Raw genomic sequence first — 13594 nt, forward strand, 5'->3', positions numbered from 1 at the left:
CGGATGAGGGGAAGCTTGCTGCGCCCGGCATTCAGGGCGGCAGCATGATCAAACTTTCATATCGTCAGATTTTCAGGCGGTCCACGACCTTGCCGCCGACGATGTGGCTGTCGATGATTTCGTCGATGTCTTCATTGTCGACGTAGGTGTACCAGGTGCCTTGCGGGTAGATCACCACCACCGGGCCTTCTTCGCAGCGCTCCAGGCAGCCGGCCTTGTTGATGCGGACCTTGCCGGGCGCGGACAGGCCCAGTTGCTTGATGCGCTTCTTGGCGTGTTCCTGCGCGGCCTGCGCGCCCTTGTCGGCACAGCAGGTACGTTCGCCCGGCTTGCGCTGGTTCAGGCAGAAGAAGACGTGATGTTCGTAATAGGGTTGCTCTTGCTCTTGCTCTTGCGGTTGCTCTTGATCGCTCATGGAATGCCCTGTGGAGAGTGACGGCAGTGCCGGCGCGGGCCGGCAAAGCGTCAATGATACACCCCGCTCAGCCCGGCCTGCGGTGCACCGGGTGCAACAGGAACCAGATCGCCAGGAAGGGCCACAGCACCGACAGGAACTGCGCGGCCCCGTCGAAGTTGAGGAATTTGCCCTGGACCCAGGTCTCCAGCGTGGAGAGGTAATAGGGATTGGCCGGGACTGCGTTGGTCACCACCAGGCTCAGGATCAGTGCCAGCGCTGCCACGCGCCGCTGCGCCGTAGGCGGGGCCCAGGCCAGGCCGACGATCATCAGCGTCCCCAGCATGATACCGCCCACGGCACTGGGAGAAATCCAGACGAAGGCATTCTGCGGCGCGAAGAACAGCGCGCAGGCCAGCGACTTGGCCGCGATGCAGGCCAGCAGGTAAAGCGTTACCAGCCGCCGGCGCGGGGCCTGGCGGCGCATCAGCAGCAGCACCAGCAGGGCCGCGCCGGTCAGGCCGCAGGCGGTGACGATGACGTCGGCCAGCCAGTATTGCTCGGCGCTCGGTTGCGCGCTGTTGAGCCAGGTGGTGGCGAGGTCGATGGGGGTATCGAACAGGTCGGAAAAGAATGCCGACAGCGGCGGCACCAGATGTCCCAGGCCGAACAGGTGATTCTGTGGATAAATCAGCGCCAGCGGCCACAGCCACGCTACCACCAGCCCGCGGCTGGCCGCGCCCGAGAACCAGCGGCGGCGCAGCATCAGGAAGCGGCTATCCTCCAGGAAATAACGACTGCAAGCTGCGCCCAGCACGGCCCCCAGCGCCACGCCCAGCGAATTGGTCAGCAGGTCGAGATTGGAGGGCACGCGCGTGGGCAGGTAGGTCTGCACCGCCTCCATGCAGGCCGACAGCAGCACACCGGCCACCGTGGCCGGCCATATCGCCCACCGGGGCCGCAGGTGCGGATGCAGGGCCAGCACCAGCAGCAGGCCCAGCGGGATGTAGCCGGCCACGTTGGTCCAGACGTCGAACACGGTCCAGTAGTAGGGCAGGCGCGCGCCCAGGTAATCGAAGGGTTTGATTCCCATGTCGCGCCAGCCGGAGAAGGGATACCAGCTGGCATAGACGATCAGCAGGGTATAGACCAGCAGGCTCACGCGCGCGAACGACGAGGCTGCCGGTGCACTGGCCGGGGTAGCGGGAGGCTCGGAGCGGGAATCGGGTGGAACGGGCATGGGCCAGAGGGTAACCGATTTCGGGCCAGGCAGCGCCGGCCGGCTGCCGTCTTTACCATTGCAGCGTGCCCGGCCCCCCCGCGCAGGTGCGCTCTGCCGTTACAATGCCCGCATGACACTGACTTTTCCCATGCCCGCCGAGTCTGAATCGGCACCGCTGGTGCGTCCCGAGCGCATCGGCATGCTCCTGGCCGGTTCCGATCCCCAGGGGCAGCAACGCATCGATGTCGAAGCCGTGGCCGAGACCGGTTCCACCAATGTCGACCTGATGCAGCGCCTGTCGTCCCTGCAGCGTCCGCTGCTGCTGGTGGCCGACCGCCAGACCGCCGGCCGTGGCCGCGCGGGCCGTCCGTGGCGCGCCGCACCGGAAGATTCCCTGACCTTTTCGCTGGCCTGGCGCCTGCAGCGTCCCATGCACGCGCTGCTGGGTCTGCCGCTGGCTGTGGGCGTGGCGCTGGCCGAGGCGCTGGAAGTGTTCGGCATCCGGCCGCAACTGAAGTGGCCCAATGACGTCTTGCGCGATGGCGCCAAGCTGGCCGGTGTCCTGATCGAGACCGCCGCGGATGGCCGCCAGGGCAATGCCACCTGGGCCGTGATCGGCATCGGACTGAATCTGGCGGTTCCGCCGGGGCTGGAAGATGAACTGCAGCGCGCCATCGGTGCGGCCCCCGAACTGCAGAAGCCGCCGCGCGAAACCGTGCTGGCCATCATCGCCAGCGCGCTGGCAGGCGTATTGGAAGAGTTCGAGGCGCGCGGCTTCGGGGCCTTCGTCAAGCGCTGGGAAGCCTTCCACGCCTATGCCGGCCAGGCCGTCAAGATCGTCGAGAATGGCCGCGTGCTGCAGGAAGGCACGGCCGTGGGCGTGGACATGATGGGCCGATTCCTCATGGACACCGAGGCCGGGCAGGTCGAGATCCTGGCCGGGGATGTCTCCTTGCGGTTGCAAGACGCATGAGGCTGCTGGTCGACGCCGGCAACACCCGCATCAAGTGGGCGGTCGTGGCCGATGCGGAACGGACCACGCTGCCGCTGCCGCGCTGGCAACAACAAGGCGCGGTGGAACGCGCCCAGGTGGAGAGGCTGGCACGGGACTGGGGGGCACTGGCCAGACAGGCTGCTCCTGAGGAGGAGTTGCAGATCTGTGTGTCCAACGTCGCCGGCCCGGCCCTGCGCGACAGCCTGCAGGCCCTTCTGCACGGTGTCTTCGGACCGCGTGTGATCGTCGAATGGTTCGCTTCCACCGCCGAGCGGGCTGGCGTGCGCAATGGCTACCGCCATCCCGGCCAGTTGGGCTGCGACCGCTTTGCGGCGGCCATTGGCGCGCGGGCCCTGTTTCCGGACCAGGAGTTGCTGGTGGCGACCTGCGGCACGGCCACCACCATCGACGTGGTCAGTGCCGACGGGTGTTTCGAGGGCGGCATGATCCTGCCGGGATTCGGTACCATGGCCACCTCGCTGGCCTTGAATACCGCCCAGTTGCCCCGCATCGATGGCGCCGCACCGCCCGAACGCCTGTTTGCGGACAATACCGTCGAGGCCATCGTCGCCGGCTGCATCGCGGCCCAGGTCGGAGCCATCGAGCATGCGCTGGCCGAGCGGCGGCGCCTTCGTCCGAACGTTCCGCTGCGCTGCCTGCTGGCCGGGGGCGCCGGCTTGTTGCTGGCGCCGTATCTCGCATCGGGCGATACGCCGCTGGAAAAAGTGGATAATCTGGTGCTCATAGGCCTTCATATGGCCACCATGCGGGTATGAACCATGGACGCTGAGCGCTTGTCCATGCAGACAGGCAAATCAATGAGGGCAAGGAAGACTGGGCGCGGATGAAGCTGAAACTGCTTTTTTGGCTGTTGCTGGTAGGTAACGTGGTCCTGTTCGGGATGTCGCGCGGCTATTTCGGTGCCAACGCGTCCGAACGGCGCGAGCCGCAGCGCCTGGCTGAGCAGTTGCGCCCGGAACTGCTCAGCGTGCTGCCCGCCAATAGCGACAAACTCGCGTCGCAACTGCGCGCGCAGCCAGCGATCGCGCAGGCCGCCGCTGCCGACACTGGGACGGCGGCCGCAGCGCCTGCCCCTGCGGCCACCCCCGCCACGGCAGCCCCGGCCCAGCCAGCGGTCCCGCAGGTCGCCACGGTCACGCCTTCCTGTACCGAAGTCGGCAACTTTACCGCCGCCGACGCCCGCCGCTTCTCGGACCAGCTGGCCAGCCTCAAGCTGGGCGACAAGGTGGTCCAGAAGCTGACCCAGGACGTCACCAGCCACATGGTCTACATCCCGCCCCAGGATGGCCGCGAGGGCGCGGACCGCCGCATCGCCGAACTGCGCCGGCTGGGTATCGGCGATTTCTACGTCATTCCAGACAGTTTCCCCAATCCGGCACTGCGTTCGGGCGTCTCGCTGGGCATCTTCCGTACCGAGGAGGCGGCCAAGGCCTATGTGGGCCAGTTGATCTCGCGGGGCGTGCGCAGCGCCCGCATCATTGCGCGCCGCTCGGGGGCCGGCAAACAGGTATTCCAGCTGCGCGACCTGAGCCCGGAAGCCCGCACCGCACTGGAGAACATCAAGAGCGCCTTCCCGGATCAGGAAATCCGCGCCTGCAGCGTCTGAGCGCGGCGGCGTTGTCTGGATAGGACACGCCGCATGTTGCAGTGCGAAGGCAAGCGGCTTTCCATGTAAAATCGCGTCCCTAACCGCATCACCCCATCACTTTTTCCTCATCGCATCGACAGGACATTGCCATGACCACCGACCTCACCCACGTAGCCCCGCAGATCAAAGCCGAAATCCTGGCCGAGGCGCTGCCGTATATCCGCAAATTCCACGGCAAGACCATCGTGGTCAAGTACGGCGGCAACGCGATGACCGAAGAGAGCCTGAAGCACGGCTTCGCGCGCGACGTGATCCTGTTGAAGCTGGTCGGCATGAACCCGGTGGTGGTCCACGGCGGCGGCCCGCAGATCGATGCGGCGCTCAAGAAGATCGGCAAGCAGGGGACCTTCGTGCAGGGCATGCGCATTACCGATGAAGAAACCATGGAAGTGGTGGAATGGGTGCTGGGCGGTGAGGTGCAGCAGGACATCGTGATGCTGATCAATCACTACGGCGGCCAGGCGGTGGGTCTGACCGGCAAGGACGGCGGCCTGATCCGCGCGCGCAAGATGCAGATGCCGGACAAGGAGCATCCGGGTCAATTCCTCGACATCGGCTACGTGGGTGAGATCGACGCGATCAACCCGGCGGTGGTCAAGGCGCTGCAGGATGATGCCTTCATCCCCATCATCTCGCCGATCGGTTTCGGCGACGACGGCCAGGCCTACAACATCAATGCCGACGTGGTGGCCGGCAAGATCGCCGAGATCCTGCACGCCGAAAAGCTGATCATGATGACCAACATCGCCGGTGTCCAGGACAAGGCCGGCAACCTGCTGACCGACCTGTCGGCGCGCGAGATCGACGAGATGTTCGCCGACGGCACCATCTCCGGCGGCATGCTGCCCAAGATTTCCTCGGCGCTGGATGCGGCCAAGTCGGGCGTGAACACGGTGCACATCATCGATGGCCGTATTGAACACTCGCTGCTGCTGGAAGTGCTGACCGAGCAGGCCTTCGGGACCATGATCCGTTCGCACTGATCCACACGCGATTCAAGTTTCAACATCAAGGCGGCGCAGATCGCCATGAACCCCCAAAGGATGGTGCCCCCATCCTTTTTTGTTTGCCTTCCTCATCGACTGGAGAAACCATGATGCATCACCGCCGTATCCTGCTGGCCGTCGCGTTGTCGGCCTTGGCTGCCCTGTCTGCCGTCTCGGCACCTGCGCTGGCGGCACCCGCCAGCGAGGACACCGTTCGCCAGATATTGGAAGTGACCCAATCGCGTCAGCTCGTTGACGGCATCATGGACCAGCAGGCAGCGCGCATGGATCAGGTCATGACGGCGGTGCTCGCGGGGCACAAGCCCACCCCGGCTCAGCAGCAGGCGATGGACAAGATGAAATTCCGCATGCTCAACCTCATCAGGGAGAGCATCAACTGGGAGAAGATGGAGCCGGCCTATATACGCCTCTACCGTGAGACCTTCACGGAGGAAGAGGTGCAGGGTATGCTCGACTTCTACCGGACCCCGGCCGGACAGGCCATGATCCACAAGTTGCCAGTGTTGATGCAGCGGAACATGGACCTGATGCAGCAATCGCTCATCGCGATGCAGCCCAGGATGCAGCAGATCCAGCAGGACTTCATGGCGGAAATCAAGGCGGCGAAGTAAGCCGCTTTCTGACGCTGGTGAGATGGACGGGGATGAGTGTGCTCATCCCTGTTTTGTTTCCGGATATCGTGGACCGACCGGGTCAATAGAGCTGTCTGACCTGCAGGCCTTGCTTGCCCAGCAGCACCGGCACGCTGTCCGGCCCGACCAGATGCAGGATCCCGATAGCCGCCACGGCCTTGTCCTGTTGGCGCAGCAGTCCGGCAATGCCCGCCGCCAGGCCAGGATTGCGCTCACGCAGCAGGGTTTGCACGGCAAAGCGGCTGGCGAAACTGTCATCCTGCTGCATCTCCTGCAAGGCGGCACCGAAGTCGGCACTGTCGGCCCTGCGCCAGGCCGCCACCAGGCGATCGAGCTTGCGGGCAAGGTCGGCATCGTCCAGCTCCTGCAGGGTATCGGACAGGAATTGCGCCTGCTGCGCCGGCGTCAGCTTGCTGAACAGGCCCAGCTGGCGGTCGGCGCTTTCCAGTTCGATCACCCTGCCACCATGTGCGCGCACGCTCTCAGCCAGGTGGCTGTCGACGGCCAGGTCGGTGCGATAGCCGTGGCGCACATATTCCTGCACGGTCAGGGCCATGGCCAGCATCCAGGGACGAAGTTGCTGTACGTTGTCCGGCGTCATGCCGAAACGCTGCAGCGTGGTCCGGGTCCGTTCGCGCAGCGCCGGGTCGAGTTGGTCCAGCAGTTGTTGACCGGCAGGATAGACCGCATAGCGTTGCACGGAGCTCTGCATGGCGGCGGTGTTCTGCGGATCCAGTTCCAGCGCCAGCGTGGGGGCGGCGGCCAGGGCTTGCTGAAGTTTCGGTTCCAGCGGATAGAAATCGGGTGCGCCGACGTGGATGGTGCCAAACAGCAGCAGCGTATGGCGGCCATCGGAGACCTGGTAGAGCGCGCCGCGCGGCGGGGCGGCCGGAGCTGCATCGGCTGGCGTCGCGGCGCGGGCCGGGGAGAGCAAGTTCAGGCAGGACAGCCAGGTCAAACTCACTATAATCAAGCGTTGCATCAATCCGGTCACTGCTGGCCTTTCTTTCCTAGCTTGCTGAAGGTGCGCCCCGGCGACGGCGGCGCGCCGGTCTTTTTATGGCGTCCAATACTACACCGCTCTGGCTGTTCGATCTCGACAATACCCTGCACAACGCCTCGCACGCGATCTTCCCCGCCATCAACACCAACATGAACCGCATCATCAAGCGCGTGCTGGACAACGATGGCCAGCCCAGCGACGAAGCCGCGGTCAATTACCTGCGGCGGCATTACTGGAAGCTCTACGGCGCAACCCTGCTGGGGCTGGTGCGGCATCATGGACTGGGGGTGGATGAATTCCTGCATGAAGCGCATCTGTTCGACGACCTCCCGGGCATGGTGCGCGCCGAGCGCGGCATCGGCCGCTGGCTCTCGCAGTTGCCGGGGCAGAAGATCCTGCTCACCAATGCGCCGCGCCGCTATTCGCGCGAGCTGGTGCGGCACCTGGGGCTGCATCGCCATTTTTCGCATCACATTTCCATCGAATCCATGCACGTGCATCGCCAGCTGCGCCCCAAGCCTTCGCGCATCATGCTGCGCAAGCTGTTGGCGCGCCACAAGGTGGCCCCACGGCGCTGCATCCTGGTCGAGGATACGGTGGATAACCTCAAGAGCGCCCGCGAGTTGGGCGTGCGCACGGCATGGGTCACCCAGTACCTGCGCGGCAGCCAGGCCCTGCTCGGGCACATGGGAGGCCAGCGTGCGCTCAGTCGCCTGCCGGGTTTTGTCGATGTGAAGGTTCGTTCAGTGCAGCAGCTGCCGCGACGGCTCGCGGCGCTGGGTGCTGCGCGCTGACCTGAAGGGATGTGTCAAAAAGTCAGTCGGCGCAGTCGGCGCACCAGCCTTTGATGGTCAGTTCCACTTCGTGACTCTGGAAGCCCTTGCCCAGGGTCTTGCGCAAGGCCGACTGCAGTTGCGCGGCGGTGGAGCGGTGACGGTCGGCATCGGGCAGCACGGTGGCCAGGAAGTCGGTGCCATCGCTGGCATCCAGGCAGAACACGCGGTTGCAGCGGGTGCACTTGAAGTGGCCGTGCTGGTGCTGCTTGCCCTGCGCATGGTCGTGCAGCCCGTGTTCAGCGTGATCGGCACCAGCGCTGTAGCGGAAGATGCGGTCGTCGCTGGAGATCTTGTGTGCCAGGCCGGCTTCGGTCAGGCAATCCAGGGCACGGTAGAGGGTGACCCGGTCCATGTCGGCAAAGCGATCCTGGATATCCTGATGGGAGGCGGCGCTGCGGGTTTCCAGCAGCGCGCCCAGCACGTTGACCCGGGCTTGCGTCACGCGCACGCCGGCCTCGCGCAGCTGCGCCTCGGCCAGCGCGATCACCGTCGCAGCCTGGGCGGCGGTGCTGGCGGGAGAGGAGTCGGCGGCTTTGGCTTTCATGGTCGGCATGGGCGAGTGTGCTGGGCCAGCAGGACTGGCGAAAGGATTCGGTAGCACGTGGCGTGCGGAAGCCTCCATTTTAGCCGATCACGGCCCGGCGCTCGCGGCGGCGCGGCCGGCGGCCGGACTGTGGCTCGTCATTGACTATTTCCCGCCGCCCTTGCGGGCGCGCGGATGGGCCTGGTCGTAGACCTGGGCCAGGCGCTGGAAGTCCAGTGCGGTGTAGACCTGGGTGGCGGTGATGGAAGCGTGGCCCAGCATTTCCTGTACCGCCCGCAAGTCCCCCGAACTCTGCAGTACATGCGAGGCGAAGGAATGCCGCAGCATGTGCGGATGGACGTCGGCCGGCATCTCCACACTCTTGCCATGCGCTTTCAGGCGCAGCTGCGTGACCCGGGGCGACATGCGCGCTCCACGTTCGTTGAGAAACAGCGCATGGCCATCCATGCCGCCATCGGCCTTGACCAGACTGGCGCGCAGGGGCAGCCAGTCGCGGATCGCCTGCAGCGCGGCCTGCCCGACCGGGACCTTGCGCTTCTTGCCGCCCTTGCCGGTCACGGTGACTTCCGCTTCTTCCAGATCGATCCAGCCTGCTGATTCGTAAGGGCCGTCGCGTACGTCTTTCACATCAATGCCGGCCAGTTCAGAGACCCGCAGCCCACTCGAATACAGCAGTTCGAACATGGCCCGGTTGCAGGCCGCCAGGGTGGAATCGGGGTCGCGCGCCGGATCGGCCTGGGAGACCAGGCGGATGGCTTCGTCGGCCGGCAGGGCCTTGGGCAGGGGTTTGCTTTTCTTGGGTGGCTTGACGCCGTCGACCGGGTTGGCAGGCATCGCCTGTTCCACGGCCAGCCAGGCAAACAGGCCGCGCCAGGCCGACAGCTTGCGCGAGATGGAGCGTGCATTCAGCCCGCGCGCATGCAGGCGCGCAGCGCATTTGCGGATCTGGGCCTGGGTCACGCGCTGCAGCGCGGGTTCGGCCTCTTGCGGTTGATCGGCGGGGGCCAGCAGGGCGCGCAGCTCCTGCAGGTCGCGCGCATAGCTGTCCAGCGTGTGCGGCGACAGCTTGCGCTGGCTGCGCAGGAAGGAAAGATACTGTCCGATCAGGGAAGAAGCCGGGGAGGTTGGGCCATCCATGGCATGACTCCCGGTGGGACGCGCTCGGCCGCGCTCAGCGCAGCAGGCAGGCCAGGGCGGCGCTGCCGGTTTCGCCGATGCGGGTCAGGAAATCGGTGCCCATGTCGGCAGTGAAGCGATTCGGATCGGGCGATCCCAGCACCAGCAAGCCGAAGGCTTCCGGTGCCGCACCGACGCGCAGCGGCAGCATGGCGACCGACTTCACGGAGGCGGCATCGTCCAGCCAGGTCGCGGCTTCGAAATCCTTGTTGGGGCCGCAGAACGGGGCCGACAGGCCATTGGCGAAGATGCGGGCGTCGTCCGAGACTTCCTGCGTGGCCCAGTTGCCGGCGTGGGCCGGGCCCAGATTCCACAGGCGGACGGTGACTTGCGGCACGTGGAAGATCTCCTGCAGGCGGTCCACCAGCACGCGCGGCAGGTCGTCGGCATCGCGCGTGAGCAGCAGAGCGCGGCTCCATGCCTGGAACTTGCTGGTGATCTCGTCGTTTTCCTGGGCGATACGCATGAGATCGGCCATGCGCAGTTCCTGTACGCGGATCTTCTCGCGCAGGATTTCCATCTGGCGTTCCTGCAGCGACACGGCGCGGCCCATGACCGGGCTGGTGAGCTTGACCGTCGAAAGCAGTTCGGCGTGCTCCTCGAAGAAATGAGGGTGGTCGAGCAGGTAGTCGGCAATCAGGCTGGAATCCAGTTCGGTGGTCATCGTCGCGGGGTCTGTGTTGGAGTGCCGGTGGCGCGCGGGGAGGGGCGCACCGGAAGTATCGCGAGATTATCCTCGCTATCGGACACACTGACAATCATCGGCGCCGTTCGGGGAGTTGGACGGGGCGATGGCAGCGGATGAGGGCAAAAAGAAAGAGGCCTGCATGATTGCTCATGCAGGCCTCTTTCGGTACGACTCAGGTTCAATTCAGGTTGAAACCGATGTGTTCACACCGGCTTCAGGTCCTTGAATTAGAACTTGTGACGGATACCAACTGCAACAGCGGTTTGGCTGTCGCTGGCGTTGCCAATGGCGGCGGTACCGGTTGCATCGCCGAACACGCCGGTGTTGGCCATGTCGGTTGCGCGGATGTTAGCCACGAATGCGTACAGGTCGGTACGCTTGGACAGCCAGTAGTCGGTGCCCAGGCTGATTTGGGTCAGCTTGCCCTTGGAGGACGAGTTGAAGTCAGCACGGGTGTGGGTCACTGCGCCCAGCAGCTTCAGGGACGGGCTCAGGGAGTAAGCGGTACCCAGTTCATAGATGTCGGCCTTGTTGGCAGCACCCAGAGTCTTGGCAGCAACGGCGGTCGGCGAACCGGTGTTCAGGTCTTGCTTGACGCGCGAGTAGTTACCGTACACGCGGGCCGGACCGAACTGGTACGAAGCCACGACGTTCAGGCCCTTGTAGGCGCTGTTACCGGCTTGGGTAGCGGTAGCGGTCGACAGCAGGCTGGTGTCCGAAGGAGTTGCGCCTTGCTTGGACTGGTAGTAGTTGATGCCCAGACCCAGAGGACCGTTGTCGTACTTGCCGCCGATGCCGAAGGATTGGCCAGCGGAGGTTTGGCCAGCGGTTTCGCCGAAGCCGTACATCAGGTTACCAGTGAAGCCGCTCAGGTTGGCGGTGGTGTAGCTGATGGAGTTGTTGGTACGGGTACCTTCCAGGCGGTTCAGGTTGTGGCCAACAGCGCCGGTCACGCCACCGAAATCGTTCACGGAGGTGTAAGCGGAGATGGTGTCAGCGAAGTCGGTTTGACGGCCAACCAGCACGGTGCCGAAGCCACCCGACAGACCAACGACCGACTTGCGACGGAACAGGTTGGTGGTGTTCGGATCTTGGCCGTTCAGAGCGCCGTTGTCGTTGTTGAAGCCGGTTTCCAGTTGGAACACAGCCGACAGGCCGCCGCCCAGATCTTCAACGCCCTTGAAGCCGATACGCGAACCTTGGATGATGCCGGAGTTCAGACCGAACTTGCTGCCGGTGCTGGCGTTGCCAGTGTTGACAGCCTTGCTGGTGTAAACCAGACCGGTATCAACGATACCGTAGATAGTAACGGAGCTTTGTGCTTGAGCAGCACCTGCGAACGCGCCGAGGACGGCCAGTGCCAGCAGAGATTTTTTCATTTGACATCCTTCTATAAAAATAGTCTTGAGGATCCGTACTTCTGGTCGGATGGTGAGACATTAAGGGTTCTCATTTGGCGTGGCCGCAGATTGGTCGCGTGGAGGGAGGAATTTTGGTTGAAAGCGTCAATCCACGGATGGAGTGTTGTTTTTTTCAAACGCTTTCCTGCCCGTCAATGCATGACAGGCAAATTTTGGCTTGCAGCGTGTCACTCATTAACGGCATGGCCGCGCAAAACTTGATCCGCCCCGTCTCGTCAACAAGTTTGTTGTTAAAACGATGCATTTGGATACTTTTCCAGGGAATTTTAAAAAAATGTCGATTGTGCGGCATAATTTTGGCTTTCTGACCTGATGTGGAGGCTGGATGGCCAATCGCGAAGATCTAGCAATCATCCGGGCAGCACGTGCCGGAGATGCCCAGGCGCAACTGAACCTGGGCCAGCGCTACCTGTTTGGCGGCAATGGTTTGCCGCAAAGTCCGGGCACCGCATGGCACTGGCTGGAGCGGGCTGCCCGCCAGGGCTTGGCCGATGCCTGGATGCTCATTGCCCGGCATATTCCCTATGAAGTTGTGAGCCAGCTGGGCAAGCCGCACGAAGCTGCGCAATGGTACGAGCGCGCCTTCGAGGCGGGGGCCACGCGCGCTGGTCTGACCTTGGCGCGCCTGCTCCTGGAACATCCTGCCGGCGTGGCGGCGGCCAGTCCCGAGCAGAAGAGCCGCGCGCTGCGCGCGCTGGAAACGGTGGCAGCGGAGGGCGATCCGGATGCCCAGTGGCTGCTGGCGCGTCAGGGTGAACGCATGCTGGTCCCGACAGCAGTATCGTCAGAGGCCGCAGCCGATGTGGCGCCAGCGGCGGCCGCGACGGTCAGGCCCGAGCAATTGCAGCAGTGGACGCAGAAAGCCGCCGATGCCGGCATCGAGCAAGCCCAGCATGCGCTGGCCGACAGCGCCTGGCAGCAGTCCGACTTTGTGGCCTTCCGCCAGCGCGCCCAGCCCCTGGCCGATGCCCTGTTGCGCCAGCATGAACAGCAAGTGGCGCAGCTCAATGCTCCTTCAGAGGCGCTGGCTGCAGCGCTCGGTGCGCAGAACATCCAGTTGCTGCGCCGCCTGGCCGAAGTGCACCAGTCCGACAAGCGCCCTGATCTCCTGCAGGCCCAGCAACTGCTGGAACTGGCGGCCCTGGCCTGCGACCGGGATGCGCAACTGGCCCTGGGCCTGTTGTATGGGCGGGTAGATGCCTCGGGTGAGCGCCGATTTGCCGGACAAGGCTCGGCCAATTACAAGAAGGCCATCCGCTGGCTGACCTTGGCGGGCGAGCAGGGGATGGCAGCGGCCTGGTTTGTTCTTTCCCGTATCTATTTGAAGCCGGAATTTTCACAGCGCAACCTTGCCGATGTGCAGCATTATTTGGAGCGTGCCGCCGAGATGGGTCATGTGGAGGCGCAGCTGGAATGCGGCGTGGGCGCGTGGCGCAACCGGCGTGACGATCCCGCCAATGACGTGCGTGCGCTGTACTGGTTGCAAAAGGCGGCAAGCCAGGGTGCGCAACAGGCGCAAGCCTTGCTCGACAAGGTGGCGGATCGTCCGCAATCTGCCGCCTGGGCCGTGCAGGCCCGCGCACAGATGAGCCGCGAGCAGGTCAATGCCCATCCCTTCCTGGCCGCCCGCATCGAGCTGGCCATGCTGTTTGGCCTGACCCGGCCCGAAGCCCTGTTGATCGACCTGAAGCAGGCGGATTGCGGACATTGCCTGATGATCGACATCCGCAGCCAGTACGCGCGCAGCAAGCGGCGGCTCATCATGGTGGAGACCGGCGAGCAGCGTGGTACGCTCAACCGTATCGGACGGCTCTTCGAAGACATGGACTGCGGTCCCAGCGGGCCGGAAGGCAATTACCGCCAGCGTCTGTACCGTCTGAAGACCGTGCTGCCCCAGTCGCAGGAAGACGAGGAAACCGAGACCCAGGATCTGGCGGCCTGACTGAACCTGAAGTCACTGTTCAGCGCAAGCCTTGCAGCGCAAATGAAAAGCGGCTTGCTGATGCCT

14 protein-coding genes are annotated in these 13594 nt (G+C 64.4%); 7 read left to right on the forward strand and 7 right to left on the reverse strand.

Annotated elements, in window-relative coordinates; genetic code table 11:
* Nucleotides 1-64: 64 nt before the first annotated feature.
* Nucleotides 65-415, reverse strand: a complete 351-nt coding sequence (locus JOD78_RS24010; protein ID WP_039783618.1) for an NAD(P)H-dependent oxidoreductase subunit E — start codon at nucleotides 413-415, stop codon at nucleotides 65-67.
* A gap of 67 nt (nucleotides 416-482) precedes the next feature.
* Nucleotides 483-1634 carry a VanZ family protein gene (locus JOD78_RS24015; RefSeq protein WP_121040653.1) on the reverse strand — a complete coding sequence of 384 codons (1152 nt, stop codon included), beginning with the start codon at nucleotides 1632-1634 and terminating at the stop codon, nucleotides 483-485.
* A 112-nt stretch (nucleotides 1635-1746) separates the two neighbouring features.
* Between JOD78_RS24015 and JOD78_RS24020 the strand changes: the two genes are divergently transcribed.
* From JOD78_RS24020 to JOD78_RS24040, 5 genes are all read left to right on the forward strand, one after another.
* A complete protein-coding gene (locus tag JOD78_RS24020; RefSeq protein ID WP_121040651.1) occupies nucleotides 1747-2589 on the forward strand; it encodes a biotin--[acetyl-CoA-carboxylase] ligase in 843 nt (280 codons plus the stop codon).
* Nucleotides 2586-3386, forward strand: coding sequence for a type III pantothenate kinase (locus JOD78_RS24025; protein ID WP_121040649.1), 801 nt, complete (start codon nucleotides 2586-2588; stop codon nucleotides 3384-3386). Before JOD78_RS24020 ends, JOD78_RS24025 begins: the two co-directional genes overlap by 4 nt.
* Before the next feature lie 68 nt (nucleotides 3387-3454).
* Complete coding sequence (locus JOD78_RS24030) at nucleotides 3455-4237, forward strand: hypothetical protein (RefSeq protein ID WP_121040647.1); 783 nt, start codon at nucleotides 3455-3457, stop codon at nucleotides 4235-4237.
* 131 nt (nucleotides 4238-4368) lie between these two features.
* Complete coding sequence (argB, locus tag JOD78_RS24035) at nucleotides 4369-5262, forward strand: acetylglutamate kinase (protein WP_121040645.1); 894 nt, start codon at nucleotides 4369-4371, stop codon at nucleotides 5260-5262.
* 110 nt (nucleotides 5263-5372) lie between these two features.
* Nucleotides 5373-5897 carry a DUF2059 domain-containing protein gene (locus JOD78_RS24040; RefSeq protein WP_121040643.1) on the forward strand — a complete coding sequence of 175 codons (525 nt, stop codon included), beginning with the start codon at nucleotides 5373-5375 and terminating at the stop codon, nucleotides 5895-5897.
* Nucleotides 5898-5979: 82 nt separating this feature from the next.
* Here the strand turns inward: JOD78_RS24040 and JOD78_RS24045 are convergent, their stop codons facing one another.
* Nucleotides 5980-6882: a TraB/GumN family protein gene (locus JOD78_RS24045; RefSeq protein ID WP_310162808.1), complete on the reverse strand. Its 903-nt coding sequence runs from the start codon at nucleotides 6880-6882 to the stop codon at nucleotides 5980-5982.
* Between the two features lie 95 nt (nucleotides 6883-6977).
* Here JOD78_RS24045 and JOD78_RS24050 point away from each other — a divergent pair, with 95 nt between their 5' ends.
* On the forward strand, nucleotides 6978-7715 hold the full coding sequence (locus tag JOD78_RS24050; protein ID WP_121040639.1) for an HAD-IA family hydrolase: 738 nt from the start codon (nucleotides 6978-6980) through the stop codon (nucleotides 7713-7715).
* A gap of 22 nt (nucleotides 7716-7737) precedes the next feature.
* Here the strand turns inward: JOD78_RS24050 and JOD78_RS24055 are convergent, their stop codons facing one another.
* The 4 genes from JOD78_RS24055 to JOD78_RS24070 all read right to left on the reverse strand — a co-directional run bounded on the left by JOD78_RS24055 (nucleotide 7738) and on the right by JOD78_RS24070 (nucleotide 11544).
* Nucleotides 7738-8310 carry a Fur family transcriptional regulator gene (locus tag JOD78_RS24055; RefSeq protein WP_121040637.1) on the reverse strand — a complete coding sequence of 191 codons (573 nt, stop codon included), beginning with the start codon at nucleotides 8308-8310 and terminating at the stop codon, nucleotides 7738-7740.
* A gap of 135 nt (nucleotides 8311-8445) precedes the next feature.
* Nucleotides 8446-9438, reverse strand: coding sequence for a tyrosine recombinase XerC (gene xerC, locus JOD78_RS24060; RefSeq protein ID WP_121040635.1), 993 nt, complete (start codon nucleotides 9436-9438; stop codon nucleotides 8446-8448).
* Between the two features lie 34 nt (nucleotides 9439-9472).
* Nucleotides 9473-10141 carry a DUF484 family protein gene (locus tag JOD78_RS24065; protein ID WP_039783642.1) on the reverse strand — a complete coding sequence of 223 codons (669 nt, stop codon included), beginning with the start codon at nucleotides 10139-10141 and terminating at the stop codon, nucleotides 9473-9475.
* Between the two features lie 251 nt (nucleotides 10142-10392).
* A complete protein-coding gene (locus JOD78_RS24070) occupies nucleotides 10393-11544 on the reverse strand; it encodes a porin (RefSeq protein ID WP_121040633.1) in 1152 nt (383 codons plus the stop codon).
* 367 nt (nucleotides 11545-11911) lie between these two features.
* On the opposite strand from JOD78_RS24070, the gene JOD78_RS24075 reads away from it, so the two are divergent.
* The gene (locus JOD78_RS24075) at nucleotides 11912-13528 is read left to right on the forward strand and encodes an SEL1-like repeat protein (RefSeq protein ID WP_121040631.1); all 1617 of its coding nucleotides are present in this window, start codon (nucleotides 11912-11914) and stop codon (nucleotides 13526-13528) included.
* The last annotated feature ends 66 nt before the right edge of the window (nucleotides 13529-13594 follow it).

This window comes from Herbaspirillum sp. 1130 (assembly GCF_017833835.1).
Taxonomy (GTDB): Bacteria; Pseudomonadota; Gammaproteobacteria; order Burkholderiales; family Burkholderiaceae_D; genus Herbaspirillum; species Herbaspirillum huttiense.